Annotated in this window: 18 protein-coding genes; 13 read left to right on the forward strand and 5 right to left on the reverse strand. The window is 68.3% G+C overall.

Annotated elements, in window-relative coordinates; genetic code table 11:
* Positions 1–179: 179 nt before the first annotated feature.
* Together ACSYS9_RS14380 and ACSYS9_RS14385 are read right to left on the reverse strand one after the other, a co-directional pair.
* Positions 180–566 (reverse strand): DUF4440 domain-containing protein, encoded by a 387-nt coding sequence (locus tag ACSYS9_RS14380; RefSeq protein WP_071229122.1) that lies wholly within the window; start codon positions 564–566, stop codon positions 180–182.
* Positions 566–1,924, reverse strand: a complete 1,359-nt coding sequence (locus tag ACSYS9_RS14385) for an MFS transporter (RefSeq protein WP_071229123.1) — start codon at positions 1,922–1,924, stop codon at positions 566–568. The genes ACSYS9_RS14380 and ACSYS9_RS14385 overlap by 1 nt, the downstream gene beginning before the upstream one ends.
* Before the next feature lie 105 nt (positions 1,925–2,029).
* Here ACSYS9_RS14385 and ACSYS9_RS14390 point away from each other — a divergent pair, with 105 nt between their 5' ends.
* Entirely contained in the window at positions 2,030–2,926 is an 897-nt protein-coding gene (locus ACSYS9_RS14390; protein WP_071229124.1) for a LysR family transcriptional regulator, read from the forward strand.
* A gap of 99 nt (positions 2,927–3,025) precedes the next feature.
* Here the strand turns inward: ACSYS9_RS14390 and ACSYS9_RS14395 are convergent, their stop codons facing one another.
* A complete protein-coding gene (locus ACSYS9_RS14395; protein ID WP_081352334.1) occupies positions 3,026–5,821 on the reverse strand; it encodes a beta-glucosidase family protein in 2,796 nt (931 codons plus the stop codon).
* A gap of 337 nt (positions 5,822–6,158) precedes the next feature.
* On the opposite strand from ACSYS9_RS14395, the gene ACSYS9_RS14400 reads away from it, so the two are divergent.
* The gene (locus ACSYS9_RS14400; RefSeq protein ID WP_005410044.1) at positions 6,159–6,593 is read left to right on the forward strand and encodes a VOC family protein; all 435 of its coding nucleotides are present in this window, start codon (positions 6,159–6,161) and stop codon (positions 6,591–6,593) included.
* Between the two features lie 318 nt (positions 6,594–6,911).
* Positions 6,912–7,616 carry a helix-turn-helix domain-containing protein gene (locus ACSYS9_RS14405; RefSeq protein ID WP_071228853.1) on the forward strand — a complete coding sequence of 235 codons (705 nt, stop codon included), beginning with the start codon at positions 6,912–6,914 and terminating at the stop codon, positions 7,614–7,616.
* A gap of 9 nt (positions 7,617–7,625) precedes the next feature.
* On the opposite strand, the gene ACSYS9_RS14410 is transcribed toward ACSYS9_RS14405, so the two are convergent.
* The gene (locus ACSYS9_RS14410; RefSeq protein WP_071228852.1) at positions 7,626–8,516 is read right to left on the reverse strand and encodes a sterol desaturase family protein; all 891 of its coding nucleotides are present in this window, start codon (positions 8,514–8,516) and stop codon (positions 7,626–7,628) included.
* Positions 8,517–8,648: 132 nt separating this feature from the next.
* Here ACSYS9_RS14410 and ACSYS9_RS14415 point away from each other — a divergent pair, with 132 nt between their 5' ends.
* The 7 genes from ACSYS9_RS14415 (at position 8,649) to ACSYS9_RS14445 (ending at position 17,530) form a co-directional block, all read left to right on the forward strand.
* Entirely contained in the window at positions 8,649–9,599 is a 951-nt protein-coding gene (locus ACSYS9_RS14415; protein ID WP_177179518.1) for a LysR family transcriptional regulator, read from the forward strand.
* Positions 9,600–9,691: 92 nt separating this feature from the next.
* Positions 9,692–10,342, forward strand: coding sequence for a DsbA family oxidoreductase (locus ACSYS9_RS14420; RefSeq protein WP_049422823.1), 651 nt, complete (start codon positions 9,692–9,694; stop codon positions 10,340–10,342).
* Positions 10,343–10,377: 35 nt separating this feature from the next.
* Complete coding sequence (locus ACSYS9_RS14425; RefSeq protein WP_049422824.1) at positions 10,378–11,385, forward strand: cyclase family protein; 1,008 nt, start codon at positions 10,378–10,380, stop codon at positions 11,383–11,385.
* A gap of 296 nt (positions 11,386–11,681) precedes the next feature.
* Positions 11,682–12,296, forward strand: a complete 615-nt coding sequence (imuA, locus tag ACSYS9_RS14430; RefSeq protein WP_012511391.1) for a translesion DNA synthesis-associated protein ImuA — start codon at positions 11,682–11,684, stop codon at positions 12,294–12,296.
* 9 nt (positions 12,297–12,305) lie between these two features.
* Positions 12,306–13,715: a Y-family DNA polymerase gene (locus tag ACSYS9_RS14435; RefSeq protein ID WP_071228851.1), complete on the forward strand. Its 1,410-nt coding sequence runs from the start codon at positions 12,306–12,308 to the stop codon at positions 13,713–13,715.
* A 6-nt stretch (positions 13,716–13,721) separates the two neighbouring features.
* Entirely contained in the window at positions 13,722–16,832 is a 3,111-nt protein-coding gene (locus ACSYS9_RS14440) for an error-prone DNA polymerase (RefSeq protein ID WP_440568076.1), read from the forward strand.
* Positions 16,833–17,023: 191 nt separating this feature from the next.
* The gene (locus tag ACSYS9_RS14445) at positions 17,024–17,530 is read left to right on the forward strand and encodes a hypothetical protein (RefSeq protein WP_046984666.1); all 507 of its coding nucleotides are present in this window, start codon (positions 17,024–17,026) and stop codon (positions 17,528–17,530) included.
* 32 nt (positions 17,531–17,562) lie between these two features.
* Here the strand turns inward: ACSYS9_RS14445 and ptsJ are convergent, their stop codons facing one another.
* Positions 17,563–18,849 (reverse strand): MocR-like B6 salvage transcription factor PtsJ, encoded by a 1,287-nt coding sequence (gene ptsJ / locus ACSYS9_RS14450; RefSeq protein WP_071228849.1) that lies wholly within the window; start codon positions 18,847–18,849, stop codon positions 17,563–17,565.
* A gap of 76 nt (positions 18,850–18,925) precedes the next feature.
* Here ptsJ and ACSYS9_RS14455 point away from each other — a divergent pair, with 76 nt between their 5' ends.
* From ACSYS9_RS14455 to ACSYS9_RS14465, 3 genes are read left to right on the forward strand one after another with little or no spacing between them, the layout of a single operon-like run.
* A complete protein-coding gene (locus ACSYS9_RS14455; RefSeq protein ID WP_071228848.1) occupies positions 18,926–19,699 on the forward strand; it encodes a YggS family pyridoxal phosphate-dependent enzyme in 774 nt (257 codons plus the stop codon).
* Positions 19,696–20,397: a glutamine amidotransferase gene (locus tag ACSYS9_RS14460; RefSeq protein ID WP_071228847.1), complete on the forward strand. Its 702-nt coding sequence runs from the start codon at positions 19,696–19,698 to the stop codon at positions 20,395–20,397. The genes ACSYS9_RS14455 and ACSYS9_RS14460 overlap by 4 nt, the downstream gene beginning before the upstream one ends.
* Complete coding sequence (locus ACSYS9_RS14465; RefSeq protein ID WP_032129370.1) at positions 20,394–20,618, forward strand: hypothetical protein; 225 nt, start codon at positions 20,394–20,396, stop codon at positions 20,616–20,618. The genes ACSYS9_RS14460 and ACSYS9_RS14465 overlap by 4 nt, the downstream gene beginning before the upstream one ends.
* The last annotated feature ends 1 nt before the right edge of the window (position 20,619 follow it).

Raw genomic sequence — 20,619 nt, forward strand, 5'->3', positions numbered from 1 at the left:
GCCTTGAGCCGTGAAGTGTGTGCAGGCTTTGCATTCTGCGGTGGATGCAGGCAGGACTGATGGCACATGTGCGACCAGCTGCTGCGCTCGTTGGCAACCGGTAGTGCCGGCCGCTGGCCGGCAACTTCATCCACCTCGGGCACGGTACGCGGTTGCCGGCCAGCGGCCGGCACTACCGATCAGGCTGCCGTTACCTCATGCAGCGCCAGCCAGCGCCAACGCCCCTGTTCCTGGCGCAGCACCGCCAGCGATTCCCGCCATACGGGCTCGCCGCCATCGATCGCATGCCCTTCGCGATAGCGCAGCACCGCCAGCGGTGAAGGCGCTTCCACCGCCTGCACGGCGTCGATGGAAATCTGCAGCCCTGGACGCGCGCCATGACCACCCGCGAACAGTTCCTGTACGGCATTCCGATCCAGCCTGCGACCCGCGATGCCGACCATGCTGAAGTCCGCGCAGAAATGCGCCATCAGGTCCTCCAGTGCGTCGGTGCCGACGTCGGCGCGGAACCAGGCCTGCAGCTTGTCGTGCAGGTGGTGGACTTCGTGTTCTGCGGTGGTATCCATCAGGTGTTCTCCGGTTGCGAAAGGGTGAGCAACTGCGGCCGGCGCAGCAACGTCATCGGCAGCAGGGTAAGTAGAGCGGCCAGACCCAGCGCCACGCCGGTGGCGCGGACCGGCAGCCACTGCATGGCCAAGGCCAGCAGCAGCGCGATGGCCGCGGTGCCCAGGCAGAAGCTGAGCTGGCGATTGAGGTTCCAGAGCGCACTGGCATCGCCCAATGCTTCGCCCTCGACCCCATGGAAGGCCAGCGTCTGCGCCGTGCTGCTGCACAGGCTGCCGCCGGCGCCCATCAAGGCAAACAGCCATGCTGCAATGGCAAAGACCGGGTGTGGCAGCAGCGCCATCAACAGCAGGCCGCTGGCCTGCAGAAGCATGCCCGTACGCAGTACCGTGGCTGGTCCGAAGCGAGCCAGCAGGCGCTTGCTGGCCGTGATCGCCATGGCCGAGGCCAGCGCCCACGGCAGCATCAGCGCGCCGATGTGCGCGGCACTGTAACCGGCCTGGTGCAACTGCAGCGTGCTGACCAACTGGCTGCCGATGAATACACCGGGTACTGCCAGGTAGACCAGCATCGCCAGGCGCAGGCCGCGATGGGATAGCAATGACCAGCGCAGCAGTGGCTGCGCCTGCTGCCGTGCATGCCGCAGGTGAGCCGCCGCCAACAGCATTGCGATCAACAGCAGTACGGCACCGGCGGTCCGATGTCCGGGCTCGCCCAGCCAGGTCAACGCCAGCAGCAGCGCGCCCAGCGCCGCCATCGCGGTGGACAGCGCATAGGCCTGCAGGCGTGGCGCACTACGCGCGCCATCGGCCGGCATCCACGCCAGCACCAGTCCAATCGCCACCACGGCCAGCGGCAGGCTGGCCCAGAGCACACCGCGCCAGGACAACCACTGCACCAGCAGCCCACCGAGCGCAGGCGCCAGTGCCGGCACCAGCAGCGCCACCAGCAGGATGCGGCGGGTCAGCGCGCCACGCTGGTCAGGCGTGCACTGTCGGTACGCTGCCGCTTGTGCCACCGGAATCAGCAGGCCACCAGCCAGGCCCTGCAGCAGGCGCCAGCCCAACAGCCAGCCAATACCCGGTGCAGCCCCGGCCAACACTGCGGAGGCGGCGAACAGCAGCAACGCCACCAGCAGCAGGCGACGCTCACCGCAGCGTGCGGCCAGCCAGGGCGCCAGCGGAATCACCACGCTCAGGCCCAGCATGTAGGCGGTGCCGACCCAGGCCAGGGTACCGACGTCGGCATGCAGTTCCGCCGCCAGCGCCGGATAGGCCACCGTGGCGATGAACATGTTGACCAGATCCAGAGCGAACACCAGCAGGAAGATGGCCTCATGGCGCAGGCGGGGGGACGGCATCGGCGACGCTCCAGCAGGGAAGCGGCCAGCATGCCGTGCGGGCCTTGTTGGAAAAACACGACAGCAACTGCAACACTGGCAAATCTGCTTTGACAATGAATTGCCATGGTCAGCCTTGATCGCTTCGATATCTTCCGTGCAGTGGTCGAGGCCGGCAGCCTGACCGCTGCCGCCGATCGCCTGGGCCTGAGCCGTGCGGTGGTCAGCTTCAACCTGAAGCGGCTGGAGCAGGAGCTTGGCGTGACCCTGCTGCTGCGCAGTACCCGCCACCTGGCCCTGACCGAGGCCGGCGAACAGTTCCTGCAGCACTGCGTGCAGGCGCTGGACGCCGCACAGGCGGCGATCGATGCCGCCCGCCGCGACCAGCACCAGCTGCAGGGCGTGCTGCGCCTGACCACCACCCCGGAGTACGCCCAGCTGCGCCTGATTCCCGCACTGGAAGCCTTCCGTGCGCGGCATCCGGCTCTGCAGCTGCACCTGTCGACGTCACCCGCGCCGGCCGACCTGATTCCCGAACGCTTCGACCTGGCGATCCGCCTCGGCCGTCTGCCCGATTCGGGCCTGCGCGCCAGCGAACTGGAACGGCACCCACTGTGCGCGGTGGCGGCTCCGTCCCTGCTGGCACGCCTGCCCTCTGCCGAGGCTGTCGATGACCCGGCACAGCTCGGCACCCTGCCCCGCCTGGGCTATCCGCGCCTGGCCGATGTGCCGGTCGTCGCGGCTGATGGCAGCGACGCCTTGTTTGCCACCAACCCGGGCAACGCAGTGGTGGGCGTGGATGGTGCCAGCAGCCTGCGCGCCTTCGCCGTGGCCGGCGCCGGGGTCACCGTGCTGCCACGCTGGCTGATCGAGGACGACCTGGCCCAGGACCGGCTGCGCCCGGTGCTGCGCCAGCACCGGTTCCCGCAGCAGAGCGTGTACGCGGTCTACCCGCACAGCACGCAGCCCTCACCGAAGGTGCGGCAGCTGATCGATTTCCTGCGCGGGTGGTTTGTCACCTGAAAAAAGGGGACGGAGGGGATTAAGTCGTTTATGCATAAACGACTTAATCCCCTCCGTCCCCTTTTTGCATGGCCCCTTGCGGGGCCATGCCTTCAGGCATCAGCGCAGCACCTGCTCCACCAGCTGCACATCCACCGTCTGCAGCGGCTCGGCAGCGTTGCGCGACAGCTGCACCTGGTAGGTGCCGCCATCGATCTTCCACTGGCGGGCCTGCGCATCGTAGTGAGCCAGCGTCTTCGGCTCGGCTTCGATGCGGATGCGGCGCTGTTCGCCCGGCTGCAGGGTCACCTTGTCGTAGCCGATCAGGCGGATCGGCGTGGTGCTGCCGGCCGGCAGCTTCAGGTACAGCTGGGCCACGTCGGCGCCGGCACGCTTGCCGGTGTTGCGGATGTCGACGCTGGCGACCAGGCGCGAGCCCTCCACGCTCACCTTCAGATTTTCATAGGTGAACGAGGTGTAGGACAGCCCGTGGCCGAAGGCGAAGGTCGGGGTCAGGCCCTTGGCCGCCATCCACTTGTAGCCGACGTTGGCGCCTTCGATATCGAAATCGAACACATCACCGAACGGCTTGGCCGGCTTGAAGCCGAGGCCATCAATGTGCGGGCGTGGCAGCTGCGATTCGTCCGTCACCCAGGTCACCGGCAGGCGGCCGGACGGATTGGCCTGGCCGGTCAGCAGCGCGGCGATGCCTTCGCCACCACGGATGCCCGGGTACCAGGCCTGCAGCATCGCCGGCACCTGCGCCAGCCACGGCGTGCGCACCGGGCCATTGGTTTCCAGCACCAGCACGGTCTTCGGGTTGGCCTTGGCCACTGCCGAGATCAGGGCATCCTGGTTGTCCGGCAGCTGCATGTCCGGCAGGTCCACCGATTCGGCGGCCCACTGGGTGGCGAACACGATGGCCACGTCAGCCTGCGCGGCGGCCTTGGCCGCAGCGGCGGCATTGGTCCCGTCCACATACTCGATGGTCGCGTCCGGGCGCGCCGCACGCAGCGATTCCAGCGGCGAGGACGGATGGAAGATCACCGGGCCCGGCCAGGTGATCGGCATCACGCCCGGCACCGCATTGGTGCCCTTGGCGGTGACGCCCACCATCGACGAACCACCGCCGCCGATCACGCCCTTGTCGGCATGGCCGCCGATGATGACGATGCGCTTCACGCTGTCGGCCAGCGGCAGCAGGTTGCCCTCATTGCGCAGCAGCACGCTGCCCTCTTCCACCGTGCGCTGGGCAACGGCGAAGCCGGCCTCGGCATCCACCTTCTGGTGCTGCGGCGGGTTGTCGAAGTTGCCATGCAGGAACATCGTGCGCAGGATGCGCGCCACCATGTCGTTCAGGCGCGCCTGCGGCACCACGCCGCCGTGCACGGCCAGGCGCAGCGGTTCGTCGAAGAACACCGCCGCGTCGAACACTTCACCGGCCGACTGCTGGTCCAGGCCGGCCAGCGCTGCCTTGGAACCGCTGTGCACGCCGCCCCAGTCGGACATCACGAAACCGGGGAACTTCCATTCCTGCTTCAGCACCTGGTTCATCAGGTAGCCGTTCTCGCAGCCGTAGGTGCCGTTGATCTTGTTGTACGAGCACATCGCCACGCCCGGGCGACCGGCTTCCAGCGCGATCTCGAAGGCCAGCAGGTCCGACTCGTGCATGGCCTGTTCGCCGATGCGCACGTCGTGGAAGTTGCGACGGGTCTCCATGTCGTTCAGCGCGAAGTGCTTCATCGACGAGATCACGTGCTGGCTCTGCACGCCCTGGATCAGCGCGCCAACCATCGAGCCGGCCAGCAGCGGATCTTCACCGGCATATTCGAAGTTACGGCCGTTGCGCGGGTCGCGCTGCAGGTTGACGCTGCCCGACAGCAGGATATTGAAGCGCTGCTGCCATGCCTCGCGGCCCATCGTGGCGCCACCGGCGAAGGCGACTTCACGGTTCCAGCTCGATGCGGTGGACGGGCCCGACGGCATCGCCGTGGCGAAATCGCCCGGGCGGATGCCACCCGGATTGGTCACGCCGACGCCGGCATCGGCTGATTGCTGCGACGGAATGCCCAACCGCGCCACGCCCGGCACGAAACCTGCCGAACCGACTGCGCCTTCCGGCAGCGGGCCGCCGTCCTTGCCCAGCCCGAAGTAGCTGTGCAGCATCTGGAACTTCTCATCCTCGGTCATCGCCTTCAGCAGCAGCGCAGCGCGCGCGTCGGCGTTGAGGGTGGTGTCCATCCACGGCCTGTCGCCATGCGTGTCGGCGGCGTAAGCCAGGGTCAGCAGGGTGGCGCGCAGGGTACTGCCTTCCACCTTGAACGGCGCACTGCTGGCGGCCTGGAAGCCATCGCTGAAATAGCTGGCATCGGCTTCCAGCGCGACACGCGCCGGATCGAAGCCTGCGGCCTTGGCCGATTCACCGGCCACCGCGCCGAGCAGCACCGCCGGTGCACCCAGCCGCGAACGGGTGACCAGCGCCGGCAGCTGCGCCGCACCTGCACCGGCATCGGTATAGACCGCCACGGTGTGGCGGCCGTCGTCCAGGCGCAGGTAGTTCAGGCCCGGCTGGTCGGGGCCGGATTCAGCGGCGATCGGCAACCGGGTCAGCACGGCCTGGCCGCGCTGGGTCTGGCCATCATCCTTGCCGGCAGCAATGAAGCGGTACGCGTAGCCCAGGCCATCGGCCAGCACCTGCAGCGGATCGACCTGGCCGATGCCGCGCTGCACCTGGCGCACGCTCACCGCGTCCACCTGCAGGGTCTTCAGCTGGGCGGCCAGGGCCGGCATCGCCTCGGCGGTCGGGGCCTGTTCCAGGGTCAGCACAGTGAACGCGGCGGGGTCGGCCCAGGCCGGGGCGGCCAGTGCGGCAGACAGGGCCAGGGACAGTGCAAGCGGCTTTGTAAACGTTTTCATCGGCAGGCGTAATTCCGTTGCCAAGGCAATCGGTCCAGGGAAAGTGCCGCCGAAGGGTGCAGCGTTCATGCCGCGCAGGGGTTGCCAGGCAACGTCCCGCAGGCCGATGGACGGGCCGGTCTGCGCGCGGGACCCTCCTCCCGGCGTGACAACCTGCCTGCCCGGGCCGCGCAGGGCGACCCAATCCTGTGAAGATTGTGCGAGGGCGTTCACACCTGTCAACAGGACCTAAGTCACAGGGGCAACCCGGCCAGCGGTTATCAGGCCATCACCGGCGGTCATCAGCGCGCCGCGCGAGGCTGCCGATAATGAGGGTCCCTGGCCACGAACCGAGCCCATGACCGTCCATCGCGACTTCGACCATCTCTGGCGCGACCGCTGTGATACCTCCAGCCAGCGCGCGCCGCGCGTGTTGATCCGGGTGTTCGTGGCCCCGGGGGAGTTGGAGCGCAGCGTGGCGTTCTACGAGCAGCTGCAGGGTGTGGTGGCCGATGCGGGGTTCCCGTTTCCGGAGGCTGGGCTGCGTCTGGCAATGGTCGGTGCGTTCCTGTTGATCGAGGGCAGCGAGACGGCGCTGGCGCCGTTCACTTCGACCACGGGGACGCTGCTGGTCGACGACGTTCGGCCCTATCACGACAAGCTGGTGGCGGCTGGCGCTGAAATCATCTTCCCGCTGCAGGTGGTCCCGACCGGGGCGGCGTTCAATGCGGTGCATCCCGATGGCACCGTGGTCGAGTACGTGCATCACCGGCCGGATCCGCACGGGCGGTGAGGGGGCACACGGCCGGGCTGCGCCCGGCACCCGCGGTAGTGCCGGCCGCTGGCCGGCAACCTCAGAAGCAACAGCCGAAGCAACAGCGGGCTTCCTGTGGGGTGGCGGGGTGGGCCCGGTTGCGGGGGACGGCGCAAGTACGTCCATGTAGCCTCGGTCGCCGCATCCATGCGGCTCACGCCCCCGCAACCGGACCCACCCCGCCTTCGACAGTTTCCTGCGAGCTGTTGGAACCTGCTGCTGTTGGTGGGTGCCGACCGTTGGTCGGCACGGGATCGGATCTCCAGATATTCGATTTCGATGGAGATTCATCCACGCATGGCGTGGATCTACAATTCCTCCATGTCCTCTCCCGCCCTGCCCTGGAATGGCACGCTGCTGCTGGATGCTCACGTGGCCGTGCTGCAGGGCCACGCCGGTGGCAGCGATACGCACGCGCACTACGCCCATCAACTGTTGCTGAGCGAAGCCGCGCCCTGGCAGGTCGAGGTTGATGGCGTGCGGCACCAGGGCCAACGGCTGTGGCTGCCGTCATTCCAGCCGCACGCAATCCTGTCGGCGCCGGAAGCGGGCTGTACGGTGTTCCTCGAGCCCGCACATGCCGATCCCGGGCAGATCGAGCAGCACCTGCACGCGCTGCCGGGCAACGCGCTGGAGCTGCACGACTGGCTGCCACGGCTGAGTCGCCCGCAACCGCTGGACCGCCGCGTGCAGGCCGCGCTGTCCCGTATCGCCCAGCACCTGCCCGGCCCGGTGCCGGCTGCCGATATCGCCGAGGCGGCGCATCTGTCGGCCAGCCAGCTGCATCGGCGCTTCCAGTCCGATCTGGCGGTGACCCTACGCGGCTGGGTACTGTGGCAACGGCTGCGCCGCGCACTGATGCATCATCTGCGCGGGCACAGCCTGACCGACAGCGCGCACGCGGCCGGATTCGCTGACCTGGCCCATCTGTCGCGCAGCCTGCGCCGCATGTTCGGCATCAGTGCCGCGCAGCTGCAGGGCCTGCAGCTGCACGCGGCCTGACACGCCCCATCATCCGCGCCTGCGCAGACCTTCCGGCAGCTCCGGCACCTCGCCATGCGGCAGTTCGCGGAACGGCGCCAGCAGCTGTCCGGGATAATCGCGCGGATAGTCCGGCTGGCTGCCGATGCCGAGGTCGCGTTGCTGCAGCCGATAGCCGGGCGCATCGAAGGCGGTCCCCAGCAGGTGATCCCAGACAGTCAGGAACAGGCCGAAGTTGACGTCGCCGGCGGTGCCGTAACGCATGTGGTGGAAGCGGTGCAGCGGCGCCCAGGCCATCACCCGGCCCAGCACGCCGGGACGCATGTCCACGTTGGAATGCTGCAGCAGCAGCTGGATGGCAATGGCGAACGCCAACACCGCAGCCACCGGCATCGGCAGGCCCAACAGCAGCAGCGGCAGCACGCCACCGACCGCTTCGGCCGCCTGGTGCAGCGGATGCTTCATCAGTCCGTTGAAACCATACATGCGGGTCACGCTGTGATGCACCGCATGCAGCCGCCACAGCCAGCCGATGCGATGGCTGGCGTAGTGCACCAGGGTTATGCCGAGATCGGCGCAGATGACGGCCAGCAGCACCTGCAGCGCGAATGGCCACTGCAGCGGCCAGGCCTGCCACGGAATGATGGCTGCCAGCAGTGGCACCGCCGCGATCGACAGCAGGTTCAGGCTCTCGTTGACCAGCGCATGCAGGGTGTCACGCAGGCTGTCGCCGTGATCGTGGTTGAACGCGGGGTCATACGGCCAAGCACGTTCGGCAGCGAACGAGACCGCGATGGCAACTGCCAGCAAGGCCAGCAGCCATAGCGGGTCGCCGTGGAGGTGGCCGACCCAGGCGACGGCGGCGGCAACGAAACCCAGCAGGAACAACGGGGCATACAGGCGGAGCATCCAGTGCTTCATGAGCAATCCGGAAAGTAAGGGGCCTGCATGCTGGCGCCGCGTATGGGGCGCCGGCTTGAACAAACGGCGCAACCCGGCGCGCTCCCCGGTGGATGACCATCGTGGACGGCACCACGTTTCCCACATCCATGCATGGCGTGGATCTACAATGGCGCCCTCATCGCGCCCGGGACCGGCATGGATTCCTTCAACCTGATGCGTGCCTTCCGCCGCATCGTCGAACGCGGCGGGCTGGCCCGCGCCGCCGAAGACCTGGGCATGTCGCCGGCCGGCCTGAGCAAGCAGCTGCGCACCCTGGAAGCGCACCTGGGCGTGGTGCTGCTGCAGCGGACCACGCGGCGCATGAGCCTGACTGAGACCGGCCACGCCTATTACCGCGAATGCTGCCGCCTGCTCGACGAGCTGGATGCATTGGAGCGTGGCATCGCCGAACAGCGTGGCGACGTGGCCGGACGCCTGCGCGTGAACGCACCGCAATCATTCGCACTGAGCACGCTGTCGCCGCTGCTGCCGCGCTTCCTGCAGCAGCACCCGCAGCTGTCGCTGGACCTGGTGATGGAAGACCGCCTGCTCGATGCGGTGGGCGAAGGTTTCGATGTGTCGCTGCGGTTGCGTGCCGAGCTGGACGACTCGCGACTGGTGGCGCGCCGCCTGGCCTCGCTGCAGCAGGTGCTGTGCGCTGCCCCGTCCTACCTGCGGCAGCATCCGGCACCGCAGGCGGTGGACGATCTGCAGACGCACAGCGTGCTGGCCTACAGCCTGTCCGACTCGCCCGGCAGCTGGCCGCTGCTCGGCCCCGACGGCCAGGTGACCATCACCCTGCCGGCGCGCGTCACCGTCAACAACAGCCTGCTGCTGCGCGACCTGCTGGTGGCCGGCATGGGCATCGGCGCCTTGCCCTCGTTCCTGGCGGCACCGGTGCTGGCCCGTGGCGAACTGCAGCAGGTGCTGCCCGACCACCGCTATCCACCACGCTTCGTGCATGCGGTCTACCCCACCTCGCGCCACCTGCAGCCCAAGGTGCGTGCCTTCATCGATTTCCTGCACGCCGAGCTGCCCGGCTGCGCCGGCCTGGATTCGTAACCGCCAGCGAAAACTGAGCTGCCCGCAGCGTGCTGTTTCGGCCACGCCGCGCTGCCTACTCTGCCGCCTCCCCTCTCACCGATGGCAGGCAGATGTCTTCCGTTCCTTCCCCCGCCACCGCCGCGCCGGTGGTCGATTTCTTCCACGACGTGGTCTGCGGCTGGTGCTTCGTGCTGGCCCCTCGCCTGCAGCAGGTCTCGGCCGAACTCGGCATCCAGGTGCGCCACCGCAGCTTCGTGCTGCAGGACTCGCGCGCGCAGATGGTCGAGGTGTTCGGCTCGATGGAGCGCGCCAAGGCGATCATCCTGCGCCACTGGACCGACTGCGCCGCGCATGAAGACACCGCGCGCATCGATATCGAAGGCATGCGCGCACAGGACTTCGAGTATCCGTCCGGCTGGCTCGGCGCACTGGCCTGCCAGGCCGCCGGCATGCTCGGTGGCAACGACGCCCATGGCGCGATGTTTGATGCCGTGCAATGGGCGCACCTGCACCAGCACCGCAACATCGGCGACGCCGAAGTACTGCTGGATATCGCCGAAGCACTGGGCCACCCGCGTGGCGCCTTCGCTGACCACATGCGCAGCGACGCAGCAGCCCGGCGTGTGCAGGCTGACCGTGCCGAAGCCGCGACCCTCGGCATCCGCTCCATTCCCACCGTGATCGGCGGCAACGGCCTGCGCCTGCAGACCCTGCCGCTGCCGCAACTGCGCCAGGCCCTGGCGCACCTGGTCGCGGCCTGAGCCGCACCGTCCCCCACCCTGCAAGGAGATTCCCCATGACCTCACGTACCCTGGCCACCGCGCTGGCCCTGCTGCTGGCCGGCACCGCCGCTTCCACCACCGTTTCCGCGCACGAACGCGTTCCCTCCGGCCAACAGGTCGGCACCAGCCCCTGGGGGCCGAAGGACGAGATCGGCCGCCTCAACCTGATCACCGAGGCCTCGCGTGCGGCGATCCTGTCGCGGGTGAGCGGCGGCAAGGCCTATGACCTGGCCACCGAATACTACGTCGGCATGCCCAGCTGGCAGGATGCCGGCGACCCGCACTACCAGTTCTGGATGACCCACACCCCGCGCGGCACGGTGATGGATGATCCGATGGGCGTGGGCGAGACCATGAACCTCACCCGCAGCTACACCGGCACCGCATTCTCGATGTACAGCCACACCGGCACCCACATCGATGCGCTGAACCACTTCGGCATCCACGGAAAGATCTGGAACGGCTTCGAGGCCGACAAGCACCTCGGTGACCGTGGCTGGAATGTCACCGGCATCGAGAAATTCCCGCCGCTGATCGCGCGTGGCGTGCTGATCGACGTGGCCGGCGCCAAGGGCGTGGACATGCTGCCGGACAGCTACCGCGTCACCCGCCAGGACCTGAAGGATGCGCTGGCACGCCAGCAGGTGAAGCTGCAGCAGGGCGACGTGGTGCTGATCCGCACCGGCCGCATGCGCCTGTTCGAACAGCCCAAGGCCTACATGGCCAACCCGCCGGGCATGGGCCTGGACGCGGCGCGCTTCCTGGTGGAGGACAGCGGCGCGATGATCGTCGGCGCCGACAACCTCAGCTTCGAGACCTTCCCCTCGGAGGTGTCCGACGACTACGTGCCGCTGCACACCTACCTGCTGGCCCAGCAGGGCGCGCCGATCATCGAGCTGGTGGCGCTGGACGAACTGGCCCGCGACAAGGTCTATGAGTTCGCCTTCATCGGCGGCCCGCTGAAGATCCGCGGCGGCGATGCCGCGCCGCTGCGCCCGGTCGCGCTGCCGGTCCGCCCGTAACCGGGAGTGCCCGTGCCTGTAGGTGCCGACCCTGGTCGGCACCGTTTTCCCATCCACGCATGGCGTGGATCTACTGGAGAGAACCCTGGTAGATCCACGCCATGCGTGGATGCTTTAGCCCTTCAGCAACCTGAAACCCGACCTTCCGATTTCATTAGTAATTCTACTCACAACGCGAGTAGCATGTCCGGTCTCAGCCCCTGATACCGGCCCGTCGATACTCGCGCCATGCCTGCCGTTTCCGCCCGTTCCTGCCGCTTCCAGCCCACCCGGCACCTCCCTTGGAGGACCGGCTGATGGGCGCCGTCGTCGCCCTCGACCGGCTGCTGGACGGCCGCCAGCTGTGGCGCGGCCCGGCCCGCCAGGGGCCGGCCAGCGACCACCTGGCCAGCGGTCACCCGGCACTGGACGCACGCCTGCCCGGCGGTGGCTGGCCGGCCAGCGGGCTGTGCGAGGTGCTGCAGGCCGCGCCCGGCGTGGGCGAGCTGGCCTTGGTCTGGCCGGCGCTGGCGAAGCTGAGCCAGCGCGACCGCCCGATCGTGCTGGTCGCCCCGCCCTACCGCCCGCATGCCCCGGCCTGGGCTGCAGCCGGGCTGGACCTGGCCCAGCTGCAGATCATCCACGCCGCGCCGAAGCAGGCGTTGTGGGCTGCCGAACAGTGCCTGCGCTCGGCCGCCTGCGCGGCGGTACTGTGCTGGCCACACCAGGCCGACGACCGCTCACTGCGCCGCCTGCAGGTGGCTGCCGACAGCGGCCAGTGCCTGGGCTTCGTGTTCCGCGAGGCGCAGGCAGCGCGCAACCCCTCCCCGGCCAGCCTGCGCCTGCAGCTCGACCACGGCCAGGTACGGGTGCTGAAGTGCCGTGGCGGCCTGCCACCCGCACAGCCGTTGCCACTGGCCATCGCCCACTGAGGCTGCGCCATGCATTGGGCCTGCCTGTTGTTGCCGCAGCTGGCGCTGGACAGCGTACTGCGCCTGCAGCCGGACCCGCAGCGGCCACTGGTGCTGCTGCAGGGGCCGGTACAGCGCCGCGTGCTGCGTGCGGTCAGCCCGTCGGCACGCGCAGCGGGGCTGCGCCCGGGCATGCTGCTGTCGGCTGCGCAGGTGCTGGTGCAGGACATGCACCTGCACGACTACGACCCGAACGCCGAACAGCACACCCGGCAACTGCTGGCCAGCTGGGCCTACGCCTACAGCTCGCAGGTCAGCCTCGATTTTCCGCACGCGCTGGTCATGGAGATCGGAGCCAGTCGCGCCCTGTTCGGTGACTGGCTGACGATCGAAAAGCGCCTGCGCGGCGAACTGCATGAGCTTGGTTTCCGCCATCGCCTGGTGGCCGCACCCACCGCGCATGCCGCGCGCGTGCTGGCCAACGTCCACGACGGCCTCGGCATCGATGCGCAGCAGCTGCCAGCGACACTGGCGCAGCTGCCGTTGCCGCGCTGCGGCCTGCCCAGCGACGCGGTGACCGTGCTCGGTCGTTCCGGGCTGCGCACGCTGGGTGCGGTGCTCGAACTCCCTCGCGACAGCCTGGCCCGGCGCTTCTCACCCGAGGTGCTGCAGCAGCTGGATGCGCTGCGCGGCCTGCCCACCGCGCCACTGCGTTACTACCAGCCACCGGACCGTTTCGATGCGCGCATCGAATTCGAATACGAGATCGAATCCAGCCAGGCCCTGCTGTTCCCGCTGCGCCGCCTGCTGCTGGACCTGGCGGCCTTCCTGTGCTCGCGCGATGGCGGCGTACAGCGCTTCGACCTGCACTTCGAGCATGACCTGCTGCCGGCCAGCGTGCTGACCATCGGCCTGCTGGCACCCGAGCGCGATCCCGCGCTGCTGTTCGAGATCGCGCGCAACCGCATGGAAGCCTTTGCCCTGCCCGCCGGCAGCCGTGCACTGCGCCTGCAGGCCGAGCAACTGCCACCATTCGTGCCCGCCGCGCGTGACCTGTTCGACACCCGGCCGGCACAGGCAATGCCCTGGAACCAGCTGCGCGAGCGCCTGCGCGCGCGGCTGGGCGATGACGCCGTGCAGCCGCTGGCGGTGCAGGCCGACCATCGCCCCGAACGCGCCAGTGGCAGCCAGCCTGCGGCCAAGCCTCCGTCGTACTGGCCGCTGCGCCCTGGCTGGTTGCTGGACACCCCGCAACCGCTGCGTGATCCCCGCCTGCGTATCATCGCCGGGCCGGAGCGGATCGAATCGGGCTGGTGGGACCAGGCCGATGCGCGCCGCGACTACTACGTGGTGGAAACCGCGCATGGCCAGCGCGGCTGGGCGTTCCGCACACGCAATGATCCGCATGCGCCGTGGATGCTGCACGGCTGGTTCGGCTGAGCCGCCATGCACAACGAACTGCCCGGCTACGCTGAACTGCACTGCCTGTCGGCCTTCAGTTTCCAGCGTGGCGCCTCGATTGCCGAAGAACTGTTCGCGCGCGCCGCCGGCCAGGGCTACCGCGCGTTGGCGATCACCGACGAATGCTCGTTGGCCGGCATCGTGCGCGCCTGGCAGGCGGCGAAGACGCATGGCGTGGCGCTGATCGTCGGCGCCGAATTCCAGGTCGAGGACGGGCCGAAGCTGGCCCTGTTGTGCACCGACCAGGCCGCCTATGCCGGTCTCTGCCAGTTGATCACCACCTGCCGGCGGCGCGCGGCCAAGGGCGAATACCGCTGCCTGCGCGAGGACCTGCTCGGCCTGCCCGAGGGCCTGCTGTGCCTGTGGCTGGACCGGCAACCGGCCGCCATCGATCTGGAACTGTTGCGCACCGGCTTCGATGATCGGCTGTGGCTGGCGGTGGAGCTGCACCATGAGCATGACGACGCGCGTCGCCTGCAGCAGCTGCAGGCCTTCGGCGAACGCCACCACCTGCCGCTGGTCGCCAGTGGTGATGTGCACATGCACGTGCGCCGCCGCCGCGCCCTGCAGGACACATTGACCGCGATCCGCCACCGCTGCAGCGTGGCCGAGGCCGGCTGGCGCCTGTTTCCCAACGGCGAGCGCCACCTGCGCCCGCGTACCGCGCTGGCCCAGCTGTATCCGCCCGAACTGCTGGCCGAAACCCTGCGCATCGCCGAGCGCTGCCACTTCACCCTGGAGCAGCTGCAGTACACCTATCCACGTGAACTGGTACCCGAGGGCCACGACCCGGACAGCTGGCTGCGCGTGCTGGTCGAGCGCGGCATCCCGTGGCGCTGGAAAGGCGGCATCGAACCGGCACAACGCAAACAGATCGAACATGAGCTGGCGTTGATCCGGGAGAAAAACTACGCCTCCTACTTCCTTACCGTGCATGACATCGTGCGCTTCGCCCGCAGCCAGGACATCCTCTGCCAGGGCCGCGGCTCGGCGGCCAATTCGACGGTGTGCTTTGTGCTGGGCGTGACCGAGATCGATCCTGCGCGCAGCAATCTGTTGTTTGAACGCTTCATCTCCGCCGAGCGCAATGAGCCGCCGGACATCGACATCGACTTCGAGCACGAGCGCCGCGAGGAAGTGCTGCAGTACGTGTTCAAGCGCTATGGCCGCGAGCGCGCCGCACTGACCGCAGTAGCAATCAGCTACCGTGGCCGCAGCGCGATCCGCGACGTGGCCCGTGCGCTCGGCCTGCCGATGGACCAGGTCAACGAACTCGGCGCGGCGATGGACCACTGGGGTGGCAGCATCCCGCTGCCGGAAACCCTGCGCGAGCGCGGCTTCGACCCGGACACGCCGCTGATGCGGCGGCTGCTGTCACTGACCAATGAACTGATCGACTTCCCGCGCCACCTGTCTCAGCATCCGGGTGGTTTCGTCATCTCCGAGCATCCGCTGTCGACCCTGGTGCCGGTGGAAAACGCGGCGATGGCCGACCGCACCGTCATCCAGTGGGACAAGGACGATCTGGATGCCACCGGCCTGATGAAGGTCGACTGCCTGGCGCTGGGCATGCTCACCGCCATCCGCAAATGCCTGGCGATGTTGAAGCAGCACGGCCTGCATGAAGGACGCATGGATGCGATCCCGCCCAAGGATGCAAAGACCTTCGACATGATCTGCGCCGCCGATACCATCGGCGTGTTCCAGATCGAATCGCGCGCACAGATGGCGATGCTGCCGCGCATGCAGCCACGCACGTTCTATGACCTGGTGATCGAGGTGGCGATCGTGCGCCCTGGCCCGATCCAGGGCGACATGGTGCACCCCTATCTGGAGCGGCGCCGGATCCTGCGCGAAAAGGGACCGGACGCGTTGAACGACCCGGACAACCCGCTCTACCCACCGCAGCTGGAACGCGTATTCGCACGCACGCTGGGCGTGCCGCTGTTCCAGGAACAGGTGATGCAGCTGGCGGTGGAAGCGGCCGGCTACACGCCGGGCCAGGCCGATGCCCTGCGCCGCTCGATGGCGGCGTGGAAGCGCCGTGGCGGTCTGGAACCGCATCGCGAGAAGCTGCTGGCCGGCATGCTGAAGAACGGCTTCAGCCGCGAGTACGGCGAGCACCTGTTCGAGCAGATCAAGGGCTTCGGTGATTACGGTTTCCCGGAAAGCCACGCCGCCAGCTTCGCCCTGCTGACCTATAACAGCTGCTGGCTGAAATGCCATCACCCCGCCGCGTTCACCGCCAGCCTGATCAACAGCCAGCCGCTGGGCTTCTACAGCCCCGACCAGCTGCTGCAGGACGCGCGCCGGCACGGCATCCGCGTGCTGCCGGTGGACGTGCGCCACAGCGACTGGGACTGCACCCTGGATTTCAGCAAGGGGCCGGCGGCGATCCGGCTCGGCCTGCGCCTGGTCGATGGCTGCAACGAGCCCGCCGTGCAGGCCATCATGCGCGAACGTGCGCGGCGCCCGTTCGACGATGTGGGCGACCTGTGCCAGCGCACCGCCCTGGATCGCCGCCAGCAGGGCCTGCTGGCCGATGCCGGTGCGCTGCGTGGGCTCAGTGGCCATCGCCATCGTGCACGCTGGGATATCTCCGGCGTGGAAAACCGGCTGCCGCTGTTCGACCAGGCCCGCGCCACCGCCGAAGCCCGCGTGCCGTTGCCCCTGCCCAGCGCCTGGGAAGACATGCAGGCCGATTACCGCAGCACCGGCACCACGCTGGGCCGCCATCCGATCTCGTTCCTGCGCGCGCAACTGCGCACCCGTGGCTGCCTGGATGCCGCACAACTGGCTGCCCACGGCCATGGCCGTCGCGTGCGCATCGCCGGCCTGGTACGCATGCGCCAGCGCCCACAGACCGCCAGCGGTGTCACCTTCCTCACGCTCGAGGATGAGACCGGCATGGTCAACGCCGTGGTCTGGCGGCACCTGGCCGATCGCCAGCACCGGGTGCAGGTCGATACCCAGCTGATGCAGGTCGATGGTCGCCTGGAACGCGTCGATGGCGTCCAGCACGTCATCGTGCAACGCATGCACTGCCTGGATGAACTGCTGCAGGGACTGCGCAGCCACAGCCGCGATTTCCACTGACGCCGGGAATCACCGCGTAACGGCCACTGGGTGATGTCGAGCAGGTAGAGGTAGAGTCGACTGTCAGTCGACTTGCGCGCGCCAGCGCGGGAATCTCCGTGATCTGATCGAACAGCAGTCGACTGACAGTCGACTCTACCCATCCCCTTTTGCATCCGCTATCGTCGGCACATCCAAGGAAGGACCACCCGATGCCCCGTGCGCTGCTGCTGACCACACTGGTGGTCTCCACCCTCGCCCTGCTTGTTTCCGGCTGGACCGCCTGGAACCTGCATCGCAGCCAATCGCCACAGCGCATCATCGAGGCACGCGGGCTGATCATCCACGATGCAAGCGGCCAACCGCGGGTAATCCTCGGCGCACCGGTCCCCGACCCGCTCAGCCAGGGCCGCACCCAGGGGCCGCGCGCCACCGCCCTGTCTGGCCTGATCCTGCTTGGCCCCGACGGTTCGGAGCGTGGTGGTTATGGCACCAGCGACCGCGGCGGCGAAGCCCTGCTCACCCTCGACGATGCCACCGGCACTACCGAAGTATTCAAGGTCGTCGCCAACCCGGATCGCGGCGCCAGCCTGATGGTCAAGCACCAGAACAATACCGGCGCCATGCTCACCTCCTGGCAGGGCAAGCCGGAGCTGATGTTCGTCGATGACAGCGGCCAGTCCTACTACGTGCGCCCTGGCGCCAACGCCGCGCCCTGATCGGCTTCTGTAGCGTCGAGCCATGCTCGACGCTACACCCCGCACACGGCCGCCAGGTCATCGGCCAGCTGCCGCAGCTGCGTCGTCCCCAGCGCCGCACAGGTGATGCGCAGGCCATGTCCCGGCGCCGCCACCGCGAACACTTCGCCCGCCCGCACATGCCATCCGCGCGAAGCCAGTGCCAGCACCTGAGGATGGCTGTCAGCCGACAACGGCAGCCACAAGTTCAATCCCTCCATTGGCAGCGGCGTCGGCATGCCACGCGCGCGCAGCAACTCCTGCAGCGACTGCAGGCGCTGCTGGTAACGCTCACCTGCCGAGGCGATCTTCGCCCGCTGCGTTGCCGACGCCAGCACCGACGTCGCCGCATCCTGCAGCAGATGACTGACCCAGCCGGTGCCGGACGCCAATCGCAGCCGCAACCGCATCGCGGTTTCTTCATCGCAGGCCAGCCAGGCCAGGCGCAGGTCGGGGCCGAGCGGTTTGGACAACGAACGCAACAGCGCCCAGCGCCGGCCATCCAGCGGCAGTACCGAGTGGTAGGCCTGCTGCGAAAGCAGCGCGTAATGATCGTCGACCAGCACCGCCACCTGCGGGTAGGCCGCCAGCAGCTGGCGCAACGCCCGTGCCCGCTTCGCATCCAGGCTGGCCCCGGTCGGGTTGTGCGCACGCGGGGTCAGCAGCACCGCGCGTGCACCGGCCTCCAGCGCCTGCCGCAGCGAATCGACCTGCATGCCATGCGCGTCCACCGCCACCGGCAACGGCGCGTGGCCCACAGCATTGAGCACATTGAGGCTACCGAGGAAACATGGATCCTCCACCGCGATGCGGTCTCCTGGCAGCAACCACGCCGCCAGCAGGCGCTCGATGCCATCAACCGCGCCATGGGTCAGCTCCAGCGCATAGCCCTCCGGGCAGTCCGCATCCAGCGAGGCGCGCGCCAGCGCCTGCAACCTCGGGTCGACCGTGCCTACGCCGTACAAACGCGGCGCGGCCGGGGCCAGGCGCAGGTTCGGCAGCAGGCGCGGATCCGGATTGCCACCGGCCAGGTCCTGCAGCGCCAGCCCGGGCGTACTGCCCTCGCGCGCCAGCGTCGGCGGCAATCCGCGCACCACCGTGCCACGGCGGCCCGCCGTGCTGGCCAGGCCCGCCGCATCCAGGCGCTTGTAGGCAGCGGCCACGGTGTTGCGGTTCACGCCCAGTTGCTCGGCCAGTTCACGCACCGGCGGCAGCACGCTGCCGGCCGGCAGGCGGCCCTTGCCGATGCCGTCGCGGATGCTGTCGAAGATCGACTCGGCGCTATGCCCGGTGATTTTCATTTTGTCCTATGCCAAAATATCTCTTGTCCTGTGCCAGTGTATCCCACCCTGGCCGCCCTGCATTGGAGGTGCCCGCATGCCCCTTGCCGCCGCCGACTGGCCCGTCGCCCAGTCCGTTGAACAGATCGCCACCAACCTGGTCACGGTGCGCCAACGCATCGCCGATGCCTGCGCCCGCGTCGGCCGGGACCCGGCCAGCGTGCGCCTGCTGCCGGTCAGCAAGACCGTCGATGAAGCCCGCATCCGCATGGCGGTGGCCGCAGGCTGCCATGAACTGGGCGAGAACAAGGTGCAGGAAGCACAGCGCAAGGCCGAAACGATGGCCGACCTGGCCGTGCACTGGTCGGTGATCGGCCATCTGCAGACCAACAAGGCGCGCTACGTGGCGCGCTTTGCCAGCGAGTTCCAGGCGCTGGACAGCCTGCGCGTGGCCGAGGCCCTGCAGCAGCGCCTGCAACTGGAAGACCGCACGCTGGATGTGTTCGTGCAGGTCAACACCTCGGCCGAGCCGAGCAAGTACGGACTGGAACCCGACGCGGTCGAGGCCTTCGTGCAGCAGCTGCCGGCCTTCGATCGCCTGCGTGTGCGCGGCCTGATGACCCTGGCCATCTTCACCCCCGACGTCGAGCGCGTGCGCGCCTGCTTCGTGCGCCTGCGCGAACTGCGCGACCAGCTGCAACGCACCGCCCCGCCCGGCCTTGACCTGTCGCAGCTGTCGATGGGCATGTCCGGTGATTTCGAAGTGGCCATCGAGGAAGGTGCCACCGTGGTCCGCGTCGGCCAGGCCATCTTCGGCGCCCGCGCCACCCCGGACAGCTTCTACTGGCCGAACAGCGGAGCCCCGGCATGAAGCACGCAGTCGTTCTGCAACACGTCGCCTTCGAAGACCTCGGCACCCTGCAGCCTTTGCTGTTGGCACAAGGCTGGCAGCTGCAGGTGCTGCAGGCCGGCGTCGATGCGCTCGATCCGGCCGAAGTGGCCGACCTGCTGGTGGTGCTGGGCGGCCCCATCAGTGCCAATGACACAGAGACCTATCCCTTCGTCACCGACAGCATCGCCCTGCTGCAGCGCCGGCTGCAGCAGCAGCGGCCAACCCTGGGCATCTGCCTGGGTGCACAACTGATGGCGCGTGCACTCGGTGCCAGTGTCGCTCCCAGCGGCGGCAAGGAAATCGGCTTTGCGCCACTGCTGCTGACCGATGAAGGCCAGCGTTCACCGCTGCAGGCCCTGCAGGGCATTCCGGTACTGCATTGGCATGGTGAGGCGTTCGACCTTCCGGCCGGTGCACGCCGCCTGGCCAGCACGCCGGCCTGCCGCCACCAGGCCTTCGCCATCGGCAACCACGCATTGGCCCTGCAATGCCATCCGGAACTGGACGCCCGCCAGTTCGAGCGTTGGCTGGTCGGCCACACGCTGGAGCTGGCCCAGGCCGGCATCGATCCGAATGATCTGCGCGCGCAGGCGCGTCGCTATGGCGCACCACTGGCCGCGGCCGCCACCGCGATGTTCGACCATTGGCTGCAGGACCTGCCGGAGACACCGCGATGAACTATCGATTGCAGATCCACCGCGATGGCGTCTATTGGGGCCACTTCGACTGCAGCGGCCCTGATGCCCTGCAGCGCATGGACGCCATCGCCGCACAACTGCCTGCGGATCAGGGCTTCCAGCTGAAACGGCAGAAAGGTGTTGGCGAAGAGCGCATCCTGTCCAGCAATGCCGACGGCCTGCGCGTACTGGCTTCGCAGATCCAGTACCGCGACCTCTGAC

The sequence above is a fragment of the Stenotrophomonas sp. STK17_22 genome (assembly GCF_051983905.1).
Classification (GTDB): Bacteria; Pseudomonadota; Gammaproteobacteria; order Xanthomonadales; family Xanthomonadaceae; genus Stenotrophomonas; species Stenotrophomonas maltophilia_A.

Bases quoted from the DNA above. Each gene is read 5' to 3' on its own strand.
- ptsJ (WP_071228849.1), bottom strand. From the start codon at position 18,849: ATGAAAATCACCGGGCATAGCGCCGAGTCGATCTTCGACAGCATCCGC.
- ACSYS9_RS14465 (WP_032129370.1), top strand. From the start codon at position 20,394: ATGAACTATCGATTGCAGATCCACCGCGATGGCGTCTATTGGGGCCAC.
- ACSYS9_RS14380 (WP_071229122.1), bottom strand. From the start codon at position 566: ATGGATACCACCGCAGAACACGAAGTCCACCACCTGCACGACAAGCTG.
- ACSYS9_RS14420 (WP_049422823.1), top strand. From the start codon at position 9,692: ATGTCTTCCGTTCCTTCCCCCGCCACCGCCGCGCCGGTGGTCGATTTC.
- ACSYS9_RS14435 (WP_071228851.1), top strand. From the start codon at position 12,306: ATGCATTGGGCCTGCCTGTTGTTGCCGCAGCTGGCGCTGGACAGCGTA.
- ACSYS9_RS14405 (WP_071228853.1), top strand. From the start codon at position 6,912: ATGGCGTGGATCTACAATTCCTCCATGTCCTCTCCCGCCCTGCCCTGG.
- ACSYS9_RS14415 (WP_177179518.1), top strand. From the start codon at position 8,649: ATGGCGTGGATCTACAATGGCGCCCTCATCGCGCCCGGGACCGGCATG.
- ACSYS9_RS14445 (WP_046984666.1), top strand. From the start codon at position 17,024: ATGCCCCGTGCGCTGCTGCTGACCACACTGGTGGTCTCCACCCTCGCC.
- ACSYS9_RS14390 (WP_071229124.1), top strand. From the start codon at position 2,030: ATGGTCAGCCTTGATCGCTTCGATATCTTCCGTGCAGTGGTCGAGGCC.
- ACSYS9_RS14395 (WP_081352334.1), bottom strand. From the start codon at position 5,821: ATGAAAACGTTTACAAAGCCGCTTGCACTGTCCCTGGCCCTGTCTGCC.
- ACSYS9_RS14385 (WP_071229123.1), bottom strand. From the start codon at position 1,924: ATGCCGTCCCCCCGCCTGCGCCATGAGGCCATCTTCCTGCTGGTGTTC.
- imuA (WP_012511391.1), top strand. From the start codon at position 11,682: ATGGGCGCCGTCGTCGCCCTCGACCGGCTGCTGGACGGCCGCCAGCTG.
- ACSYS9_RS14400 (WP_005410044.1), top strand. From the start codon at position 6,159: ATGACCGTCCATCGCGACTTCGACCATCTCTGGCGCGACCGCTGTGAT.
- ACSYS9_RS14425 (WP_049422824.1), top strand. From the start codon at position 10,378: ATGACCTCACGTACCCTGGCCACCGCGCTGGCCCTGCTGCTGGCCGGC.
- ACSYS9_RS14440 (WP_440568076.1), top strand. From the start codon at position 13,722: ATGCACAACGAACTGCCCGGCTACGCTGAACTGCACTGCCTGTCGGCC.
- ACSYS9_RS14460 (WP_071228847.1), top strand. From the start codon at position 19,696: ATGAAGCACGCAGTCGTTCTGCAACACGTCGCCTTCGAAGACCTCGGC.
- ACSYS9_RS14410 (WP_071228852.1), bottom strand. From the start codon at position 8,516: ATGAAGCACTGGATGCTCCGCCTGTATGCCCCGTTGTTCCTGCTGGGT.
- ACSYS9_RS14455 (WP_071228848.1), top strand. From the start codon at position 18,926: ATGCCCCTTGCCGCCGCCGACTGGCCCGTCGCCCAGTCCGTTGAACAG.